This is a genomic window from Arthrobacter koreensis (genome assembly GCF_035792275.1).
In the GTDB taxonomy this organism is placed as follows: Bacteria; Actinomycetota; Actinomycetes; order Actinomycetales; family Micrococcaceae; genus Arthrobacter_B; species Arthrobacter_B koreensis_A.
Genome location: NZ_JAMWKK010000023.1, coordinates 1 through 21,230, shown reverse-complemented (window position 1 = coordinate 21,230; position 21,230 = coordinate 1). Strand labels below are relative to the sequence as shown.

At 65.6% G+C, this 21,230-nt stretch carries 14 protein-coding genes and 1 pseudogene; 12 read left to right on the top strand and 3 right to left on the bottom strand.

The genetic code is table 11. The features are described 5' to 3' along the window. Positions 1-155: pseudogene (locus NGB94_RS16405) on the top strand (IS30 family transposase); the annotation flags it as partial. An 89-nt stretch (positions 156-244) separates the two neighbouring features. On the opposite strand, the gene phoU reads toward NGB94_RS16405, so the two are convergent. After that, complete coding sequence (gene phoU / locus NGB94_RS16400; protein WP_325791782.1) at positions 245-907, bottom strand: phosphate signaling complex protein PhoU; 663 nt, start codon at positions 905-907, stop codon at positions 245-247. 173 nt (positions 908-1,080) lie between these two features. Here phoU and NGB94_RS16395 point away from each other — a divergent pair, with 173 nt between their 5' ends. Together NGB94_RS16395 and NGB94_RS16390 are read left to right on the top strand one after the other, a co-directional pair. Continuing rightward, positions 1,081-2,274 (top strand): sensor histidine kinase, encoded by a 1,194-nt coding sequence (locus NGB94_RS16395; protein WP_325791781.1) that lies wholly within the window; start codon positions 1,081-1,083, stop codon positions 2,272-2,274. A gap of 1 nt (position 2,275) precedes the next feature. Then, positions 2,276-2,956, top strand: coding sequence for a response regulator transcription factor (locus tag NGB94_RS16390; protein WP_325791780.1), 681 nt, complete (start codon positions 2,276-2,278; stop codon positions 2,954-2,956). Between the two features lie 99 nt (positions 2,957-3,055). On the opposite strand, the gene NGB94_RS16385 is transcribed toward NGB94_RS16390, so the two are convergent. Continuing rightward, positions 3,056-3,583 carry a hypothetical protein gene (locus tag NGB94_RS16385; RefSeq protein WP_325791779.1) on the bottom strand — a complete coding sequence of 176 codons (528 nt, stop codon included), beginning with the start codon at positions 3,581-3,583 and terminating at the stop codon, positions 3,056-3,058. Between the two features lie 241 nt (positions 3,584-3,824). On the opposite strand from NGB94_RS16385, the gene NGB94_RS16380 reads away from it, so the two are divergent. The 6 genes from NGB94_RS16380 to glgX all read left to right on the top strand — a co-directional run bounded on the left by NGB94_RS16380 (position 3,825) and on the right by glgX (position 10,398). Continuing rightward, positions 3,825-4,307, top strand: coding sequence for a CarD family transcriptional regulator (locus NGB94_RS16380; RefSeq protein ID WP_055240754.1), 483 nt, complete (start codon positions 3,825-3,827; stop codon positions 4,305-4,307). 110 nt (positions 4,308-4,417) lie between these two features. Further along, the gene (gene ispD, locus NGB94_RS16375; RefSeq protein ID WP_325791778.1) at positions 4,418-5,176 is read left to right on the top strand and encodes a 2-C-methyl-D-erythritol 4-phosphate cytidylyltransferase; all 759 of its coding nucleotides are present in this window, start codon (positions 4,418-4,420) and stop codon (positions 5,174-5,176) included. 5 nt (positions 5,177-5,181) lie between these two features. Beyond that, the gene (gene ispF, locus NGB94_RS16370) at positions 5,182-5,667 is read left to right on the top strand and encodes a 2-C-methyl-D-erythritol 2,4-cyclodiphosphate synthase (RefSeq protein ID WP_325791777.1); all 486 of its coding nucleotides are present in this window, start codon (positions 5,182-5,184) and stop codon (positions 5,665-5,667) included. 61 nt (positions 5,668-5,728) lie between these two features. Continuing rightward, a complete protein-coding gene (gene cysS / locus NGB94_RS16365; RefSeq protein WP_325791776.1) occupies positions 5,729-7,174 on the top strand; it encodes a cysteine--tRNA ligase in 1,446 nt (481 codons plus the stop codon). A gap of 100 nt (positions 7,175-7,274) precedes the next feature. After that, on the top strand, positions 7,275-8,261 hold the full coding sequence (rlmB, locus tag NGB94_RS16360) for a 23S rRNA (guanosine(2251)-2'-O)-methyltransferase RlmB (RefSeq protein WP_325791774.1): 987 nt from the start codon (positions 7,275-7,277) through the stop codon (positions 8,259-8,261). A gap of 28 nt (positions 8,262-8,289) precedes the next feature. Then, positions 8,290-10,398 (top strand): glycogen debranching protein GlgX, encoded by a 2,109-nt coding sequence (gene glgX, locus NGB94_RS16355; protein WP_325791772.1) that lies wholly within the window; start codon positions 8,290-8,292, stop codon positions 10,396-10,398. Positions 10,399-10,437: 39 nt separating this feature from the next. Here the strand turns inward: glgX and glgP are convergent, their stop codons facing one another. Further along, entirely contained in the window at positions 10,438-13,062 is a 2,625-nt protein-coding gene (glgP, locus tag NGB94_RS16350) for an alpha-glucan family phosphorylase (protein WP_325791771.1), read from the bottom strand. A gap of 191 nt (positions 13,063-13,253) precedes the next feature. On the opposite strand from glgP, the gene NGB94_RS16345 reads away from it, so the two are divergent. The 3 genes from NGB94_RS16345 to glgB are packed head-to-tail and all read left to right on the top strand — an operon-like array spanning position 13,254 to position 20,877. Beyond that, positions 13,254-15,311 (top strand): alpha-1,4-glucan--maltose-1-phosphate maltosyltransferase, encoded by a 2,058-nt coding sequence (locus tag NGB94_RS16345; protein ID WP_325791770.1) that lies wholly within the window; start codon positions 13,254-13,256, stop codon positions 15,309-15,311. Next, the gene (gene treS / locus NGB94_RS16340; protein WP_325791769.1) at positions 15,305-17,074 is read left to right on the top strand and encodes a maltose alpha-D-glucosyltransferase; all 1,770 of its coding nucleotides are present in this window, start codon (positions 15,305-15,307) and stop codon (positions 17,072-17,074) included. The genes NGB94_RS16345 and treS overlap by 7 nt, the downstream gene beginning before the upstream one ends. After that, positions 17,071-20,877: a 1,4-alpha-glucan branching protein GlgB gene (gene glgB / locus NGB94_RS16335; RefSeq protein WP_325791768.1), complete on the top strand. Its 3,807-nt coding sequence runs from the start codon at positions 17,071-17,073 to the stop codon at positions 20,875-20,877. Before treS ends, glgB begins: the two co-directional genes overlap by 4 nt. The last annotated feature ends 353 nt before the right edge of the window (positions 20,878-21,230 follow it).

Sequence of the window (21,230 nt, the reverse complement as noted above, 5' to 3'; positions counted from 1 at the left end):
ACACCAACGGGCTGCTGCGGCAGTACTTCCCCAAAGGAACCGATCTTTCCGTCCATTCACCCGAAGACCTGGAAATCGTGGCCCAGAAGCTCAACGGACGCCCACGTAAAACGCTCGACTGGGACAGTCCAGCCGAGCGTTTACGTGATCTACTTCTAAGCACCTAACAACCCAAGGTGTTGCAACGACCGCTAGAACCCGCCGTCTCATACGGGCAGTTTCTGCTATGTGGATGAAGGCGGTGCTACAGGGAGCTCTCCGAGATGGGCTGCCACTCGCCGGTCACCAGGTAGTTGACCTTGCGGGTGACGGAGACGCCGTGGTCGGCGAAGCGCTCGAAGTAGCGGCTGGCCAGGGTCAGGTCCACCGTGGTGACGGGGGAGTTGTTCCAGTCCGCTGAGGCCACTGCCTTGAAGACGCCGGCATGGAGCTCATTGATGCGCGTGTTGTGCGCGTAGATGTCCTTGCTAAGTTCCAGGTTGCGGGTCTCAAGAAGTTCGGTGAGCAGCTCGGAGATGGCGATGTCCAGGCGTGCCATTTCCCTGAAAGTCTCCACCATGTTCTCCGGCACGACGTTGGCCGGGTAGCGCAGGCGGGTCAGCTGGGCGATGTGGCGCGCCAGGTCGCCCATCCGCTCCAGCGAAGCGCTCATCCGCAGGGATCCCACGATCATCCGCAGGTCGCTCGCCACCGGTCCCTGCAGGGCCAGGACGTCAATGGCCCGCTCGTCCAGATCGTTCTGCAGGAAGTCGATGCGGGCGTCAGCGGCGATGACGTCCTGGGCCAGTTCGGTGTCGGCCGTTTCGAACGCCTGCGTGGCCTTCTTCATCGCCTCCGTGACGAGCTGTGAAATCTGGGTCAGCTCCTCACCGATCTGGTGAAGCTCGGCCTGGAAAACCTTGCGCACTTAATGCGTCCTTTCGATCAACTCTTGCAGGGCCGGAACCGGCGCCACGGCTGTGTTTATGCTGCCAGTGTCCGGTTAACGGTCGGCCCTCTTGAAGTGAACGTTAGTTTAACGGTTGGTCGAATGCCACCGGAGTGCCCGCCGGCACAACGGCGTCAGCCTAAGCTAGGACTGTGAATCCTGTACTGCTGGGCCTGCTCTCAGGCATCCTCGGCCTGGCCGTGGGTGTGTTCGGCGTCGTCGCCTACATCTCCAGCCAGCGGCACCGCCGCGACCTTGCCGAGGTCGACGAGCCGGCCCTGTCCGAGGGCGCGGCGGAAATCCTGGGTGTTCTTGGACGCGCCTACATCGTGGTGGACGGCATTGACGGCGTGGTGCGTGCCAGTCCCGGAGCTTACGCGTTCGGTCTGGTCCGCGGACACACCCTCATGCAGGAAGAAGTGCTGGAGCTCACCGCCCGGGTTCGACGCGACGGCGTCATCGAAGAGCGCAACGTCGAACTGAACCGGGGCCTGATGGGCCAGGCCAGCCTGATCCTCCAGCTGCGGGTCGCTCCGATCGCCGAGGAATACATCCTCATCCTGGCCGATGACCGCACCGAAGCGACACGGACCGAAGAGATGCGCAACGACTTCGTTGCCAACGTCTCCCATGAGCTCAAGACGCCCGTGGGTGCGATCTCCCTGCTGGCCGAAGCGATCGACGACGCCGCTGCGGACGAAGAAGCGGTGCGCCGTTTTGCGAAGCGCATGCACAAGGAAACAGTCCGGCTTTCCGCCCTGGTGCAGGACATCATTGAACTGTCCCGGCTGCAGGGCACCGACATGGTGGACCATGCGGAGCCCTTGGACATCAACGAACTGGTTGCCGACGCCGTCGAGGCCAACCGTCTCCCGGCGGAGCGGCGGAACATCACCGTGGTGGTGGGCGGCTCGGCGGAGAACCCGGTCTACGCGGACGGTCCCATGCTCACCACCGCCTTCAGGAACCTGATCGACAACGCCATCCGGTACTCGCCCGAAGGCAGCCAGGTGGGGGTGGGGATCCGTTCCCGGGACGGGATGGCGCAGGTTACCGTCACCGACCGTGGTCCCGGCATTGCGGCCGAAGACCAGGAACGCGTCTTTGAGCGCTTCTACCGGATCGACGCTGCCCGTTCCCGGAACACGGGCGGCACCGGCCTGGGCCTGAGCATTGTGAAACACGTGGTTTCAAACCACGGCGGGGAAGTGACCCTCTGGTCCCAGCCGGGACAGGGATCGACCTTCACCGTGCGGCTTCCCGAAATGGAAGCCGCGGACAACGAGGAAACGGCGGACGTTCCGCCGCAGACAGACGGCGTTTCGGCGCCGGCCGGCAAGGAGTAAGTTGAGCAGGATCCTGATTGTGGAGGACGAAGAGTCCTTCAGCGACCCGTTGTCCTACCTCCTGGAACGCGAGGGGTTCGACGTCGCGGTCGTGGACAACGGCCTGGACGCCGTTGCCGAGTTCGACCGGTCCGGAGCGGACCTGGTGCTCCTGGACCTGATGCTTCCCGGGCAGTCCGGGACGGAGGTCTGCCGGCAGCTGCGCCAGCGCTCGGACGTGCCGGTCATCATGCTCACCGCGCGCGACGCCGAGATCGACAAGGTTGTAGGGCTGGAACTTGGTGCCGACGACTATGTGACCAAGCCGTATTCTTCCCGCGAACTGCTGGCCCGGGTACGCGCCGTGCTGCGCCGGCGCAGCGATTCCGGCGACCTCAACGGCTCAACCGTCCAGGCCGGACCGGTCCGGATGGACGTGGACCGGCACGTGGTCAGCGTGGACGGGACCAGTGTCTCCCTGCCGCTGAAGGAGTTCGAACTGCTGGAAATGCTGCTGCGCAACTCCGGCCGCGTGATGACGCGCGGCCAGCTGATCGAGCGCGTATGGGGTGCGGATTACGTGGGGGACACCAAGACCCTGGACGTGCACGTCAAGCGCCTGCGGGCAAAGATCGAGCCGGATCCGTCAGCGCCGCAGCACCTGGTGACAGTGCGCGGACTCGGTTACAAGTTCGAAGCCTGAGCACCGGGCGCCGGGGGCAGCCGGCGCCCGGGCCACCGCCCGCAAACAGAAGGGTCCGTCCGGAGAACCGGACGGACCCTTCTGCGTTAAGGCTGGCTGCTACGGAGCCGGAGTTTCAGTTGCTTCGCCGGTGGCGGTTTCCGTGGGCTCCGGGGTGGGGAGGTAGTCGCGGTAGTACGAGACCTGGCCGTCGACCACGGGAACGTTCAGTTCTGCGCTCTCGGAGCCGTCCGTGGCTTCGGCGCGGATGCCGGTGCCCGGGAGGACGCTGACGGTTTCGACCAGAACCTCGGACTGCGGGGCGTCATCGTAGACAACCTTGCCGCCGCCGGGGATGTTCCAGCTCAGGTTGGAGCCGCCGATGGAGAGCTCAAAGTTGATGGGGTCAGCGGAGTCGTTCACCACGGTACCGATCAGGCGGCCGGGCTCGCCGTCGCCGTCGCTGACAACCAGGATGTTGCGCAGCTGCAGGTCACCCAGGTCCTGGACAATGCCGTCGGACGGGGAGTACTCCATGGTGGTTGCCTGATCGTTCACGGCACTGCAGCCGGTGGCGCCCAGCAGCGACAGCGCGATAACACCGGCGGCGGCAGCGTTCCGCGTGCGGTTCCTGGATGTGAAAATCACAGCACAAACTCCTGAAGGGTGGCGGTCGGAGGACCGAGGGGACGTTTGTTCCTAGCCTATCGGCAAACCCCCAAAAACATGGATTTAGCGACGTCAGAGGGCCGGCCGAAAGTACTCAGCAGGCTACCGGTGAGAGGCGGAATAATACTCAGTTTTGGGCCTCGGCCCGCTGACCTGCGGAAACTCTTCTCGGCGTGTCGCCCGCATGCTAAACTAGGGTTCGGGAAAGGGGAAAGTCCACATGGTTTTTGAGGTTGGCGAAACAGTTGTTTACCCTCACCACGGTGCCGCGAAGATCGAAGAGATCAAGATGCGGACCATCAAGGGCGAAGAGAAAATGTATCTCAAGCTCAAGGTGGCACAGGGTGATCTGACCATTGAAGTACCGGCTGAGAACGTTGACCTCGTTGGGGTTCGCGACGTCGTTGGCAAGGAAGGCCTCGAGCACGTCTTCGATGTCCTCCGCGCTGAACTGACTGAGGAACCCACCAACTGGTCCCGCCGCTACAAGGCAAATCTGGAGAAGCTCGCTTCGGGCGACGTCGTCAAGGTTGCAGAGGTCGTCCGCGACCTGTGGCGCCGCGACCACGACCGCGGTCTTTCCGCGGGCGAGAAGCGCATGCTTGCGAAGGCACGCCAGATCCTCATTTCGGAGCTGGCCCTGGCCGAAAAGACTGACGAGGACCAGGCTGCCGCTGTATTGGACGAAGTCCTTTCCAGCTAGTTCCTGATTCACGTTGCCGGTTCGCCCTGTGCGGACCGGCAACGCTTGTTTAACGGCTGGTTTGCGCCGGGCTGCGGGCGCCGGGCGTGCCATGGCACTAGGCTTGAGCCGTGTCTGAATCCATTCCCGGCCCCTACCGCGTGGGCGTCATACTCGTGGCCGGCGGGTCCGGCCAGCGGCTCGGTTACGGCATGCCTAAGGCCCAGGTACCGCTGGCCGGGGAAATGCTCCTGGCCCATGCCCTCCGCGGCGTCGACGTATCCGGAGTAGCTTCTTCCATTGCCGTAGCGGTTCCCGCAGCCGATACCGCGCTTCGGGCCCTGTGTGCGGCGACTCCGCTCAGCTGTCCGGTGGAGGTGGTCGACGGCGGTGCAACGCGGGCAGATTCGGTCCGGGCCGCCCTGAACGCCCTTCCCCAGGACCTCGACGCGGTGCTGGTCCACGACGCGGCCCGCGCCCTCGCCCCCTCGCAGGTGTTCCACCGGGTCACCTCCGCGCTGGCTGCCGGTGCGCAGGCGGTTATTCCGGCCGTTCCGGTGGTGGACACGGTGAAATCCGTCGAGCCGGCTGCCGGAGAGTCACCCGCTCCCGCACAGGTCACAGGGACGCCCGACCGCTCGAGCCTCCGCGCCGTCCAGACGCCGCAGGGGTTCGAAGCCGGCCTGCTCCGCTGTGCGCACGCCGCCGCCGCCGAGTACGACGAACAGCAGGCCGCAGCCGTCACGGATGACGCCATGCTTGTGGAAAGCCTCGGCATCCCCGTGCACGTGGTGGAAGGATCCGCAATGTCCCTGAAGATCACTACCCCGCTGGACCTGCTGCTCGCTGAAGCAGTCCTGTCCGGCGGCACCAGCATGCAGGAGGACTAAGCACCGTGAAAGCACTGCCCCGCACCGGAATCGGGACCGACGTCCATGCCTTCGCGCCGCTGGACGCTCCGCGGCCGCTCTGGGTCGCCGGCCTGCTCTGGGACGGCGAACGCGGGCTGGCCGGGCACTCCGACGGCGATGTCGTGGCGCACGCTGCGGCGGATGCCCTGTTCTCCGCAGCAGGAATCGGAGACCTGGGCACCCACTTCGGCACCGACCGCCCGGAGTATGCGGGGGCGGCCGGAACGGTGCTTCTGGCCGAGGCCGCCCGGCTGGTCCGCGAGGCGGGCTTCCGGATCGGGAACGTCTCGGTGCAGCTGATCGGCAACCGGCCCAAGTTCAGTCCCCGCCGGGCCGAAGCGGAGGCTGTCCTGACCGCGGCAGCGGGCGCTCCCGTGAACGTCTCGGCAACCACCACCGACGGGCTGGGGTTCACCGGCCGCGGTGAGGGAATAGCGGCCGTGGCCACCGCCGTCGTCATCGCGGGCTGAGCCGTTCCGGGCGCGTAACCCGCCTGCAGGCCCCGCAGGTGCCACGCGGTAGCCTAGAGCAGTGAGCCTGAGATTCTATGACACAGCAAGCGCGCAGGTCCGGGACTTTGTGCCCCTGGTTCCGGGGCAGGTCAGCCTGTACTACTGCGGTGCCACCGTGCAGGGACTGCCGCACGTGGGGCACATCCGCTCTGCCATCGCGTTCGATCAGCTCACCCGCTGGCTGCAGGCACGCGGGTTCCGGGTAACCACGGTCCGCAATGTCACGGACATTGATGACAAGATCCTGGCCAAGGCAGCCGCGTCCGTGGGCGCGGAAGCGGCGGACGGCGTCGTTCCGGATGAACCGTGGTGGGCGCTGGCCTACCGCTTCGAGCAGGAATTCTCCCGCGCCTACGACACCCTGGGCGTGCAGCGCCCCACCTACGAACCGCGCGCTACCGGGCACATTCCCGAAATGCATGCCCTGATCCAGCGCCTGATCGACGCCGGGCACGCCTACCCTGCGCTGGACGATTCCGGGGACGTGTACTTCGACGTCCGCTCCTGGCCTGCCTATGGCTCCCTGACCCGGCAGAACATTGATGACATGCAGGCAGCGCCCGACGCCGATCCGCGCGGCAAGCGCGATCCGCGGGACTTCGCGCTGTGGAAGGGGCACAAGGACACCGACCCGGAGACCGCTGCCTGGGACAGCCCCTGGGGCCGCGGCCGCCCCGGCTGGCACCTTGAATGCTCGGCCATGGTTACCAAGTACCTCGGACCGCGCTTCGACATCCACGGCGGCGGACTGGACCTGCGCTTCCCGCACCACGAAAACGAAATGGCGCAGTCGCAGGCCGCCGGGGACGGATTCGCCAACTTCTGGATGCACAACGGCATGGTCACCTTCGAAGGCGAGAAGATGTCCAAGTCCATCGGCAACACCATCAGCCCGGCGCAGATGCTCGCCGAAGCTTCGCCGCGCGTGGTGCGCTACTACCTGGGGCAGGCACACTACCGCTCCGTCCTGGACTACCGGCCCACCTCGCTGCAGGAAGCCGCTGCCGCGGTGGAACGCATCGACGGATTCATTGCCAAGGCCGCGGCGAAGACGGGGGACGACGGCGCTGCCGCCGGCCCGCAGCATCTCCCGGAAGCTTTCGGTGCAGCCATGGATGACGACCTCAACGTTCCCCAGGCGCTGGCCGTGCTGCATGAAACGGTACGGGCCGGCAACACCGCTCTGGCGGCATCGGACCTTGATGCCGTGCGCACGGCACTGTTCCAGGTCCGTGCCATGACCGCCGTGCTGGGACTGGATGCGGTCCAGTCCGCGGGCACCTCGGCCGGTCCGGAGCACGCCGCACTGGACAGCCTGATCCAGGACCGGCTGCTCGAACGAAGCCAGGCGCGCGCCGCAAAGGACTGGGCCCGGGCGGACGCCATCCGGGACGCCCTGGCAACTGCCGGAGTCGTTGTCGAGGACACTGCCGACGGCGCTGTCTGGTCCCTGGAACAAGGCTAGGCGTTAGCTCTGGGCTAACAGCCCGGTGCTCCGGCACACAGGTTTGGCTGGCCTGCGTAGACTAGAAGTAGTGCTTTCTTCTACTTAAGGTGTATTACCCATGGCCAACCACGGACGACCCGGCGCGATTCGCAAAGCCAAAAAGGGCCCCAGCCAGGGCACCGGCGGCCTCGGGCGCAAAGCCCTCGAAGGCAAGGGGCCCACGCCCAAGGCTGAAGACCGCCCGTACCACAAGGCGTACAAGAACAAGCAGCTGGCCGAGCGCTCCGCCGCCAAGCACGGCGGACAGCGCTCCGGCAGCCGCAATGCACCTGCCCGCGGCAAGGTTGCCGAAGAAGTAGTCACCGGCCGCAACTCGGTGGTCGAGGCACTGCGTGCCGGCATCCCGGCGAAGGCCCTGCACGTGGCCGTCCGGATCGACATGGACGACCGCGTCCGCGAATCCCTGAAGATGGCGGCCGAACGCGGCCTGCCGGTCATGGAGACGCACAAGCCCGAGCTGGACCGCATGACCAACGAAGCCGTTCACCAGGGCCTGGTCCTGCAGATCCCGCCCTACGAATACGCGGATCCGATCGACCTCGCCGAGGAGACCATCCAGGCCTGGAAGAAGGGCCACATCGCCAACGCGCCGCTCTTCGTGGCATTGGACGGGATCACCGACCCGCGCAACCTCGGCGCCATCATCCGCTCGGCGTCGGCGTTCAGCGCGCACGGCGTGATCGTTCCCGAGCGCCGCTCGGTCGGCGTCACCGCTTCGGCCTGGAAGACCAGCGCCGGCGCAGCCGTGCGGGTGCCCGTGGCACGCGCCGGCAACCTGAACAACACCCTGAAGACCTTCAAGAAGATGGGCATCTTTGTCCTGGGCCTGGACGGCGACGGCGATGTTTCGCTTCCGGACCTGGCACTGGCCAAGGAACCGGTCTGCATTGTGGTCGGTTCCGAGGGCAAGGGCCTGTCACGGCTGGTCGGTGAAAACTGCGACCAGATTGTTTCCATCCCGATCGACTCCGCCATGGAATCCCTGAACGCCTCCATGGCAGTCGGGATCACCCTGTACGAAGTTTCACGTCAGCGCTCCACCTGAACCCAAGCGGGGCGCCGGAAGAGGCAGCATGGCACATGTCGTAACCGGAGGTAGGCAGACTCCGTCTGAACGCATCTCCCGGGCCTTTCCCCTGGGCGTCCACGACAGCGTGGCGGGCGTCCCGGATGTTCCGGGCGCCGTCAACGTGTCCGTCTACGCACCTGGCCTCCAGGCCGTGGACGTGTGGTTCGAAGCGCAGCCCGGGCAGTGGACGTCCACCCTGCTCGAGCGGCGCTCGGCCGGGGTGCACCACGGCAGGGTGGAGGGTCTCCGCCCGGGAATCCGCTACGGATTCTGGGGGCACGGCACGCCCCTGCCTGCCGAACCTGGCTCCTTCCAGCTCCTCCTCGATCCCTACGGGCGGGGCATTGACACAGTCGAGCGGGCGGGGGAGAAACCGCTGTACTTCTCCATCGCCACCTCACCGGACTTTGACTGGGAGGGCGACGAGCCGCCGCACACCCGATGGCGGGATTCCGTCATTTATGAAGCCCACGTCCGCGGCCTGACCAAGCTGAACCCGGCGCTGCCGCCGGACCTGCGAGGTACCTACGCCGGCATGGGGCACCCCGAAACGATCCGGTACCTGCACGAACTGGGCATCACGGCGGTGGAACTGCTGCCGGTCCATTTCCACATTGACGAACGCCACCTCCAGGAACTCGGACTGGGCAACTACTGGGGCTACAACACCCTGGGCTATTTTGCCCCGCATCTGGACTACGCCACACCCACGGCTCAGGCCGCCGGTCCGCAGGCTGTGCAGGACGAGTTCAAGACCATGGTGAAGGACCTGCATGCCGCCGGGATCGAGGTAATCCTCGACGTCGTCTACAACCACACTGCCGAAGGCAGCCAGGACGAGCCTGCTCTGTCCTGGCGCGGTCTGGGGGAACAGACCTATTACCGGCACGACGCAGAAGGCCGGTACATCGACACCACCGGCTGCGGCAACAGCCTGGACTTCAGCGAACCGCGCGTCATCCAGCTGGCACTGGACTCGCTGCGCTACTGGGTCCGCGAATACCACGTGGACGGATTCCGCTTCGACCTGGCCCCCACCCTGGCCCGGGATGCCCAGAACCGGTACGACCGCAGGCATCCGCTGCTGGTGGCACTGGCGACGGATCCGCTGATGCACGGGATCAAACTGATAGCCGAACCCTGGGACCTTGGCCCGGACGGCTGGCAGACCGGGAACTTCCCGCCCGGCTGGGCCGACTGGAACGACCACTTCCGTGACACGGTCCGCGACTTCTGGCTGGTGGACCAGGCTGCCCTTGCTGCAGGTGAGCCGGCCGGTTCACTGGCCCGGCTCGGCACTGCCCTCGCCGGATCGGCGGAGCTGTTCGCCCGCTCGGACCGCACCCCGCTGTCCTCCGTCAACCTGGTAACCGCCCACGATGGTTTTACCCTGGCTGATCTCACCGCCTACAACCACAAGCACAATGAGGCCAACGGCGAAGAGAACCGCGACGGTTCAAGCCACAACCGCAGCTGGAACCACGGCGCCGAAGGGGAAACCGAGGACCCCGCAATCCGAGCGCGCCGCCAGCAGACCGCCCGTAACCTGATGGCGACCCTGCTGCTCTCCGTTGGCGTGCCCATGATTACCGCCGGGGATGAAATCGGACGCACCCAGCACGGAAACAACAACGCGTACTGCCAGGACAACGAGACCACATGGATCTCCTGGGAAGACGACGACGACGCGAAGCGCATGTTCGCGGCCACCGCGGCACTGCTGCGCCTGCGGCGCGAATTCCTCGCCCGGCAGCCGTACGCATTCCCCGCGGATCCGAGGGATGCGTTCCTGCTCTGGTTCGACGCCGCCGGGGAACCGATGACGGACGCTGCGTGGCACGATCCGGGCTGCCGGGTGCTGCAGCTGCTTATCGGCTCAGAAAAGGGCGAGCGCGCCGGCCTGGTGGTTATCAACGGCGGGCAGGACGCCGAGGACGTGGTGCTGCCCACGCGCCGGACCCTGAGCGAGGCCGGCGTCACCGCCAATGAGGGACACCTCTACGAGCTGCTGTTCGCCACCGCCGACCCCGAGGGCCGGCGCGCCGGAGCCCGGCTGTCCTGCGGCGAAAAGGACCGCATCGCCGGGAACTCCGTGAGCGTCTACCGCGTCTGAATCCCGTTGCGGCAGCGGTTTCCCGCCGCCGCAGCGGACTCAGGCGTTTGCCACCAGGCCCAGTTCGGCCTTGGACGCCAGTCCCGGATGATCCGGCAGGACCCGCACGGTGTAGCCGAACGGTCCGGCCAGCTCAATGTGCATGTCCCCGGAGTACAGGTACCTCCCGGAGCCCAGGTCCTCAGCGACGCTCAGTTCAAGGAGCTGGTGGTCGCTGAGGTTGTCCGCCTCGGAAACCTGTCCGTAGGCAGCTTCCACCACCACGTCGGAGGGCTTGAGCGAACCAAGGTTCACGTAGGCCTGGACGGTCAGGCGGTCTCCGATCTGCGGTGCGTCGGAGATGCCGATCGAATCCACGTGCTCCACGGCGACGCCGCCCCACGCATCACGGACACGCATGATCCAGGCAGCCAGGTCCCGGGCCGCCTGGTACTGGTTCGCCGCCGCAGCCCGGCCGGACTGGCAGGCAGGGCGGTAGAGGTTGTTCACGTAATCGCGCAGCATCCGGTTGGCGGAGACCTTCGGTCCCAGCTCCGCCAGGGTGTGCTTCACCATTTCGAGCCACTCATGCGGCAGCGAATCAGCCGGTGCTTCGGAGGGGCCGGCTGAACCGGCATCCGCAGAGGGCTCCTGGCCGTAGAACATCGGGGCGACCGTGTTTTCAAGCAGGTCGTACAGGGCCGCAGCCTCAATGTCGTCCCGCTGGTCGGCGGTGTACAGCTCCCGGGTGTGGATGCCCTCGCGGGGATTCGCTGACGGGATCGCCCAGCCGTTCTCGCCGTCGTACATCTCATCCCACCAGCCATCCATCACGGACAGGTTGAGGCCGCCGTTGATGGCGGACTTCATGCCGGACGTGCCCGAGGCCTCCAGCGGACGGATCGGGTTGTTCAGCCAGACGTCGCAGCCCGGGAACAGGGTGCGGGCCATCGCGATGTCGTAGTTCGGCAGGAACACAATCCGGTGCCGCACCTCGGGATCGTCGGTGAACTGCACCAGGTCCTGGATCATCCGCTTGCCCTGCTCGTCCGCTGGATGCGACTTGCCCGCCACCACCAGCTGCACCGGATGGTCCGGATGCAGCAGCAGTGCCTTCAGCCGCGCCGGATCCCGCAGCATCAGTGTCAGGCGCTTGTAGGTGGGCACGCGCCGAGCGAAGCCGATGGTCAGGATGTCCGGGTCCAGCACGTCGTCGGTCCAGCCGAGCGACGCATCAGGCGTGCCGCGCTTGCGCCAGGCCGCGCGCACCCGGCGCCGGACGTCGTCGATGAGGTTGCTCCGGAGCCGTCGCCGCAGGTCCCACAGGTTCTCGTCGCTGACTTCGTAGGCGCGGGTCCAGTCGCGGTCGTGGACGGTGGCAACGCCGAATTCGTTCTGCGCCAGGCGGGTCAGCTCCGGGTCCACCCAGGTGGGTACGTGCACGCCGTTCGTCACCGATGTTATGGGGATTTCCGAGACGTCGAATCCGGGCCAGAGCCCGGAGAACATGGCCCGGGAAACCTGCCCGTGCAGCTTAGCCACGCCGTTGGCACGCTGCGCCAGGCGCAGCCCCATCACGGCCATGTTGAAGACGTTCGGGTCACCGCCTTCATAGTCCTCCGCGCCCAGGGCCAGCACCTTGTTCGTCGGCACGGACTGGGCCAGTCCGGCGTTGAGGAAATGCCGCACTTCGCCCACATCGAAGCGGTCAATGCCGGCCGGAACCGGGGTGTGGGTGGTGAAAATGGTGGAGGCGCGGGCAGCGGTCAGCGCTTCTTCCCAGTGCATGCCGGTGTCCATGAGTTCCCGGATCCGTTCAACGCCGAGGAACCCTGCATGGCCCTCATTGGTGTGGAATACCTCGGGCGCCGGTGCACCGGTGAGCCGTTCAAAGACGCGCAGCGCTTTCACGCCGCCCATGCCCAGCAGCAGTTCCTGCTGCAGCCGGTGGTCTCCGCCGCCCCCGTAGAGCCGGTCCGTGATGCCGCGGGCGGCGTCGTCGTTCCCGCGCACGTCCGCATCCAGCAGCAGCAGGGGAACACGCCCGACGTCGGCGCGCCAGATCTGCGCCATCAGGTGCCGGCCGTTGGGCAGCGGCAGGCTGATCCGGGCCGGCGTTCCGTCTTCTTCACGGAGCAGGGTCAGCGGCAGTCCGTTGGGATCGAGGACCGGGTAGGTCTCCTGCTGCCAGCCGTCGCGGGAGAGGGACTGCTTGAAATAGCCGGCCTGGTAGAGCAGGCCCACTCCAATCAGCGGAACGCCCAGGTCCGAGGCAGATTTCAAATGGTCGCCGGCGAGGATGCCCAGGCCGCCGGAGTACTGGGGGAGGACCGCAGAGATGCCGTACTCGGGGGAAAAATAGGCGATCGACCTAGGTGCGTCCTCGCCGAGTGACTGGTACCAGCGCGGCTCGGTGAGGTAGTGCTCCAGGTTCTCGTCAAGGGACCGGATACGGTCGACCAGGCCGGGGTCACCGGTGATCCGCTCGAGGGTCTGGCGGCTGACCATGCCCAGGGCCCGGACGGGGTCATGGCCGCTCTCTGCCCAGATCTGCGGATCCAGGTCGTTGAACAGCTCCCTGGTGGGCTGGTGCCAGCTCCAGCGCAGGTTGCCGGCGAGTCTTGCCAGCGGCGCGATGCTGTCGGGGAGGACGGTGCGGACGGTAAACCTTCGGATTGCCTTCACCCCCGTTAGGCTAGCGCAGTTCCCTCCGGCAGTGTCCTCTGTCACGTAAAACCAACAGGGATTTAACCGCATTTCCTCCTACCCTGCCCGGACCTGCGGGGATTCCGGGGATACGTGCCCTGACCTGTGGCGATGCCGCAAAAAGTACGTGCCCTTAGCAATCTGCCCTGATTGTCGCTAACGTCTAGTCTGTGACCACATCCAGCGCGTTGCCATCTAATGTCCAGCCCGCCACGGAACTCCGGTTCGGCCGGATTCCAATCCTCAACGTGTCTCCGGTGATCGAGTGCGGCCGATTTGCCGCCAAGGCGGTCCCGGGAGAGGACCTCGTTATCGGGGCCACAGTCTTCCGTGAAGGGCACGACCTCGTGGGGGTCACGGCAGTGCTTTACGATCCGCAGGGCAGGGAGGCTGCCCGCAGCCGCATGCACCCCGTGGGGCAGGGCCTGGACCGCTGGGAGGGCCAGCTGCGTCCCGAAACCACGGGAGACTTCACTTTCACCGTCGAAGGCTGGGCGGACCTGTTCGGCACCTGGCACCACAATGCCGAGGTGAAGATTGCCGCCGGGATCGACGTCGAACTGATGCTCGCCGAGGGCGCAGCCCTCTTCACCGCGGCCGCAGCGGGACGGGACGACGCCGACGCCGCCGTGCTGCGCGAAACGGCCAGGGTCCTTGAGGACAAAGCACTGGATCCGGGCATGCGGCTCGCCGCGGCCAGCCGCCCCGAACTCACGCAGGTGCTGGACCGCGAGCCGATCCGCGACCTGGTGACCGCCTCGCAGCGGTTCCCCATCAACGTGGAGCGGGACCGGGCCGGCCGCGGCGCCTGGTACGAGTTCTTTCCCCGCTCCGAAGGCGCATCCTTTGATCCGGGCACCGCTTCCTGGACCTCCGGTAACTTCCGCACCGCCGTGCACAGCCTTGACCGGGTTGCCCGGATGGGCTTCGACGTCATTTACCTCCCTCCGATCCACCCGATCGGCACCAACTTCCGCAAGGGACCCAACAACACCCTGGTCGCCGGACCGCAGGATCCCGGCTCGCCCTGGGCAATCGGCGCAGCCGAGGGCGGCCATGACGCCATCCACCCGGACCTGGGCACGTTCGAGGACTTCGACTTCTTCGTCGAAGCGGCCGCGGGACTGGGCCTGGAAGTTGCGATCGACCTGGCGCTGCAGGCCTCACCGGACCATCCCTGGGTCACAGAGCATCCGGAATGGTTCACCACCCGGGTGGACGGCAGCATTGCCTACGCGGAGAACCCGCCCAAGAAGTACCAGGACATCTATCCGCTGAACTTCGACAACGACTATGAAGGGCTGTCCCGGGAGATCCTGCGGATCGTGCTCATGTGGATCAGCCACGGCGTCAAGATCTTCCGTGTGGACAACCCGCACACCAAGCCCCTGCGTTTCTGGGAATGGCTGATCGGAACCGTCAACCGGCAGCACCCTGACGTGGTGTTCCTCGCGGAGGCCTTCACCCGCCCGCCGATGATGCACGCGCTGGGCATGGCCGGTTTCCAGCAGTCCTACACATACTTCACCTGGCGGAACACCCGCCGGGAAATCGAGGAGTACTTCACCGAGGTCTCGCACCAGACCGCGGCATTCTTCCGGCCCAACTTCTTCGTGAACACCCCGGACATCCTCACCGAGTTCCTTCAGTACGGCGGCCCGCCCGCGTTCAAGATCCGTGCCGTGCTCGCCTCCACTGCCAGCCCGCTGTGGGGCATGTACGCCGGCTTCGAACTCTATGAACACGTGGCCCGCCCCGGCGCCGAGGAGTACATCGACAACGAGAAGTTCGAGTACAAGCAGCGCGACTTCGCGGCAGCAGAAGCCGAAAACCGCAGCCTGGCGCCCTACATCACCCGGCTGAACCAGATCCGGCGCGACCACCCGGCGCTCGGAGACCTGCAGAACCTCACCGTGCACTCGAGCACCGACGAGGCCACAGTGGTCTATTCCAAGTACAAGCACGTCGATTTTTCCGATCCAAGCAGTAAGGACACGCTCATCATCGTGGTGAACACTGACCCGCACAGTGCACGCGAGTGCACCGTCACCCTGGACCTGGATGCCCTGCATCTGGATCCGCAGGACTTCAACGAGGACGGCACCTTCTGGGTTGACGACCTGATCAGCGGTGCCAGCTACCGCTGGGGCCAGTACAACTACGTCCGTCTGGACGCACACTACGAACCGGCACACGTGCTCGCTGTACGGAGGGGATCGGCATGGTAAATCCTTTCCAGCTGCACGCGCCCGGGCTGACCAACGACCCGAACTGGTACCGCAAGGCAGTCTTCTACGAAGTGCTGGTCCGCGGATTCCGCGACTCCAACGGCGACGGCAACGGCGACTTCACCGGCCTGATCTCCCAGCTGGACTACCTGCAGTGGCTCGGTGTGGACTGCCTCTGGCTGCCGCCGTTCTTCAAGTCGCCGCTGCGCGACGGCGGCTACGACATCTCCGACTACTACGACGTGCTGAGCGAGTTCGGCACCATCAGCGACTTCAAGCGCCTGGTGGCCGAAGCCCATGCCCGCGGCCTGCGGGTCATCATCGACCTGCCGCTGAACCACACCTCGGACAAGCATCCCTGGTTCGAGGAGTCCCGGAACGACCCGGACGGTCCCTACGGCGACTTCTACGTCTGGTCGGACACCGACCAGAAGTACGAAGACGCCCGGATCATCTTCGTGGACACGGAAGAATCGAACTGGTCCTTCGACCCCGTGCGCAGGCAGTTCTACTGGCACCGGTTCTTCAGCCACCAGCCGGACCTGAACTTCGAAAACCCGAAGGTTGTCGAAGCGGTGTTCGACGTGGTCCGGTTCTGGCTGGACCAGGGCATCGACGGGTTCCGCGCCGACGCCATCCCATACCTCTTCGAAGAGGACGGCACCAACTGTGAGAACCTCCCGGCCACCCACCGCTTCCTGAAGGACCTGCGGACCATGGTGGATGAGAACTACCCCGGCCGGGTCATCGTGGCGGAAGCCAACCAGATGCCGCATGAGGTCGTGGAGTACTTCGGCGACGAAACCGGACCGGAATGCCACATGTGCTTCCACTTCCCGATCATGCCGCGGCTCTTTTACGCGCTGCGGGACCAGAAGGCCGCACCGATCATCCAGACCATGGAGGAAACCCCGGACATTCCGCAGGGCGGACAGTGGGGAACCTTCCTGAGGAACCATGACGAGCTGACGCTTGAAATGGTCACCAACGAGGAACGCCAGGCCATGCTGGGCTGGTATGCCCCGGACTCCCGCATGCGCGCCAATATCGGCATCCGGCGGCGGCTGGCGCCGCTGCTGGACAACTCCCGTGCCGAGATCGAGCTGATCCACGCGCTGCTGCTGTCCCTGCCCGGCAGCCCGTTCCTGTATTACGGGGACGAGATCGGGATGGGGGACAACATCTGGCTGGAGGACCGTGATTCTTCGCGTACCCCCATGCAGTGGAACCCGGACCGCAACGCAGGTTTCTCCACTGCTGATCCCGGCAAGGTGTACCTGCCGGTGGTGCAGTCGCTCGTTTACCACTACAACCACGTCAATGTAGAGGCGCAGCTGGCCAGCTCCAGCTCGCTGCTGCACTGGCTGCGCCAGATGATCATGGTCCGGCGCACGCACCCGGCCTTCGGCCTGGGCTCCTACCGCAATGTCCCCACGGACAGCGAGGCAGTCCTGGCGTTCCTGCGTGAACTGCCGGAAGACAACCCCGAAGGTGAGGTGGGGGAGACCATGTTCTGCATCTTCAACCTCTCCCAGCACCCGGTGTCCGCCACCGTAAAGCTGCCGGAGTTCGCCGAACGCGGCCTGCGGGATGCCTTCGGCGGCACCCCCTTCCCCACATTCGCGGAGGACGGATCACTGACCCTCACCATGGGCAGCCATGACTTCTACTGGCTGCGCCTGCGCTCGCCGCGATCCAACACCAGCTCACCGCAGACCGAAGCAATTCCGCTGATACTCGCACCGGAGGCCACGTCGAAATGACAGACACCATCCCGACCCTGCCCGAACTTCTCACTGCCTGGCTGCCCCGGCAGCGATGGTTTCCGGCCAAGGGAAAGGATGTGGTCCTGCGCCGCGTCGGAGGCATTGAACTCGCGGATCCGCTTGGCGCCGTCGAGATGCACGTGCACTTCGTCTCGGTTGAAGCCGGACGCCGCGTGGACGTCATCAGTGTTCCGGTCAGCACCCGCGCCGATCCGGTCGAGGAACTGGACACGTCGCTGCTGGGCATCGTTGAACATCCGGAGAAAGGCAGGCAGTGGCTTTACGACGCCACCGCCGACCCGGTCTTCGTCACGGCCTGGCTGGAAAGCATGCGCTCCCAGTCCAGCTCGCTCGACGGCCGGACCCACGGGTACGCGCTGGACGGATTCGGCGACTGGGATGCGTTCACGGAAACCCTCGCCATACGGGTGCTGAAGGGCGAGCAGTCCAACACCTCGGTCATCGCGCTGACGAACCGGGCACCGGTAATCGTGAAGTTCTACCGTGTGCTGGCTGCCGGGGAAAGCCCCGATGTGCTGGTCAGCGCCAAACTCACAGAGGGCGGCTCCCAGGATGTGCCGGCGACGCTTGGCTGGGTCACCGGCAGCTGGGAGGACGTTTACGACGACGCCGGTGCGGCCGCGTGGGTGACCGGAGACGTCAGCGTCCTGCGCGAGTTCATCCCCGACAGCGAGGACGCCTGGCGCACGGCCTCGTCCGCCGCCGTTGCCGGCCGCGACTTCACCGCCGAAGCTGAGGAACTGGGCGCCGTTACCGGCAGGATCCACGCGCAGCTGGAAGCGGCTTTCGGTGCACACCATCCCACGCCGGCCGAGCAGGAGGAGTTCCTGACTTCCCTGGTCCGGCGGCTGAAGTGGGAATGGGAAGAGGCCCGCAGCTACGTTGGCCCGTACGACGAGACCTTCGAACGGCTGCTGGACACAGTGGAGCACCTGCCCTCCCTGCCCAGCCTGCAGCGCATCCATGCCGACTACCACCTGGGCCAGGTACTCCACTCAGCCGCCCGGGGCTGGACGGTGCTGGACTTCGAGGGCGAGCCGCTCCGGCCGGCCGCTGAACGCAGCGTTCCCGATGTGGCCCTGCGCGACGTCGTCGGAATGCTCCGCTCCATCGACTACGCCGCCGCGGTAGCCGTCATTGGTTCCGCCGGCACCGGCCCTGAAGACCTGGATGAGAACGCTGCCCGCCGGGTGCAGGCCGCGGTCTGGGCGCAGGCTGCCGCTGACGCCTTCCTGCGGGGCTACGAGAAGGAAACCGGCACACAGATCAACCGTGCCGACCCGCTGTATATCGCGCTCTGGCTGGACAAGGCGCTGTACGAAGTCGTCTACGAGATCCGCAACCGCCCGGCCTGGATTGAGGTGCCGGCGACGGCTGCCCGGCAGGTCCTGGAAGAACTCAGGTTGCAGCAAAATCCGCTAAACGGACAGGAAACGAAGCCCGTGAACACAACCCCAGATTCTGACCCGGTGCAGCCCAAGGGCAAGGCTTCCGGTGAGCCGGGAGATGCCGCGGCTGTCGCGGCGTCGGGCACTGCCACCGCAGCTCCGGCCGAAGCCTCGGCTGCAGCGGACGCAGCTCCGGCCGCCGGTACCGGCAGTCCGCTGCCGGTCGCCGCGGACGTCCTGGACGCCGTGTCCTACGGCAGCTACTACCAGCCCCATGCCGTCCTCGGCGCGCACCTTGACGACCGCGGAACCGTGACCATCCGTACTCTCCGGCCGCTGGCCAGCGAAGTCACCGCCATCACCCCCGACGGCCGGGTTGCGCTGCACCATGAGCACAACGGCATCTGGGTTGGCACCATGCCGGCACAGATTCCCGGGCAGGTGCCCGACTACCGGCTGGAAGTCGCGTACCAGGGTGTTCCGCCGATCACTGTGGACGATCCCTACCGGTTCCTTCCGAGCCTTGGGGAAATGGACCTGCACCTGATTGGCGAAGGACGGCACGAGAAACTCTGGACCGTGCTTGGCGCGAACCCGCACCACTACAACTCCGTGCTGGGCGAAGTCGACGGCGTCAGCTTCGCGGTGTGGGCGCCGAACGCCAAGGCAGTGCGCGTGGAGGGCGACTTCAACGCCTGGGACGGACGGATCCACGCGATGCGCTCGCTGGGCAGCTCCGGCGTGTGGGAAATCTTCATCCCCGACGTTGAGCCCGGCTCCCGGTACAAGTTCGAAATCCTCGGCCAGGACGGAGTCTGGCGGGAAAAGGCCGACCCGATGGCCAAGGGAACGGAGGCTCCGCCGCTCACCGGCTCACGCGTCGTCGAGTCCACTTACCGGTTCGAGGACCAGGACTGGATGACGGCGCGAGCCGAACGCGATCCGCACAACTCGCCGATGAGCGTCTACGAAGTCCACCTCGGATCCTGGCGTCTCGGCCTGGATTACCGGGAGCTGGCCAAGCAGCTCGCCGAGTACGTCACCTGGCAGGGCTTCACGCATGTGGAGTTCATGCCCGTGGCCGAGCATCCCTTCGGCGGTTCCTGGGGCTACCAGATCACCAGCTACTTCGCTCCGACGGCCCGTTTCGGGCATCCGGATGACTTCCGCTACCTGGTCGATACCCTGCACCGGGCCGGCATCGGCGTCATCCTCGACTGGGTGCCGGGGCACTTCCCGAAGGACTCCTGGGCGCTGGCCAAATTCGACGGCCAGCCGCTCTACGAACACGGCGACCCAATGCGCGGCGAACAGCCCGACTGGGGAACGCTGATCTTCGACTACGGCCGGCGCGAGGTCCGCAACTTCCTGGTGGCAAACGCGATCTACTGGCTGGAGGAGTTCCACATCGACGGCCTGCGGGTGGACGCCGTTGCCTCCATGCTCTACCTGGACTACTCCCGCCCGGCTGACCAGTGGCGGCCGAACCAGTTCGGCGGGCGGGAAAACCTGGAAGCGATCTCCTTCCTGCAGGAAGTGAACGCGACCGCGTACCGCCGGGTGCCGGGCATCGTGATGATTGCCGAAGAGTCGACGGCGTTCCCCGGCGTTACTGCTCCCACCAATACCGGCGGCCTGGGCTTCGGACTGAAATGGAACATGGGGTGGATGAACGACACCCTCGAGTACATGTCCGAGGACCCGATCAACCGGATGTACCACCACTCCAAGCTCACGTTCTCCCTGGTCTACGCGTTCACGGAGAACTTCCTGCTGCCCATCTCCCATGACGAAGTGGTGCACGGCAAGGGATCGCTGCTGCGCAAGATGCCGGGGGACCGGTGGCAGCAGCTGGCCAACGTCCGCGCCTACCTGGCCTTCCAGTGGGCGCATCCGGGAAAGCAGCTGATCTTTATGGGCACCGAGTTCGGGCAGGAAGCCGAATGGTCCGAGCAGTACGGGCTGGACTGGTACCTCACCGATACGCCGCAGCACCGCGGTGTGCAGCTGCTGGTGAGGGAGCTGAACGACATCTACCGGGAAACGCCTGCGCTCTATGCCCGGGACAATGATCCGTCCGGATTCCAGTGGATCAATGAGAACGACGGCGCCCACAATGTGCTCTCGTTCGTCCGCTGGGACGGCCAGGGCAACCCGCTTGTCTGCATTGCCAACTTCTCCGGCGCCCCGCACGAAGGAATCCGCGTGGGCCTGCCCTGGGCAGGAGAGTGGGTGGAACGCCTCAACACCGACGCCGCTGAATTTGGTGGATCGGGTGTCGGGAACATGGGAGTCGTCACCGCGGAGGAAGGCGGCTTCGAAGGCCAGCCGGCCTCCGCGGCGCTTCGCCTGCCGCCGCTGGGACTGCTGTACCTCACGCCCCGGGCGTAGGTTCCTGGAACGGTTTTGGGGAGGTGGTCGATGCTTCCCCAAAACCGTGCTAGAGTTTATATCCGCGCAGAACGGGGAACCGGGAAAGCGCCGGGGATCGCAAGATCCGCAGCGAGTATCGCGAAAACAGCCGGTTTGACACGGACTGCCAAGCGGTACTAAGCTAGAAAAGTTGCTCCGGAGCGACGGAGAGCACAAGATTCCACGGAATCGCAGCTCTCCCGGTGCCGGATGTGCCTGTTGTTTGAGAACTCAATAGTGTGCCAAGTTTATTGATACCGATTATTTATTGATTGGTTGAATTGGCTGTCCTGCCCACCCCGTGGGTGTGGATGGTTTTTTTAGCTGGTTTC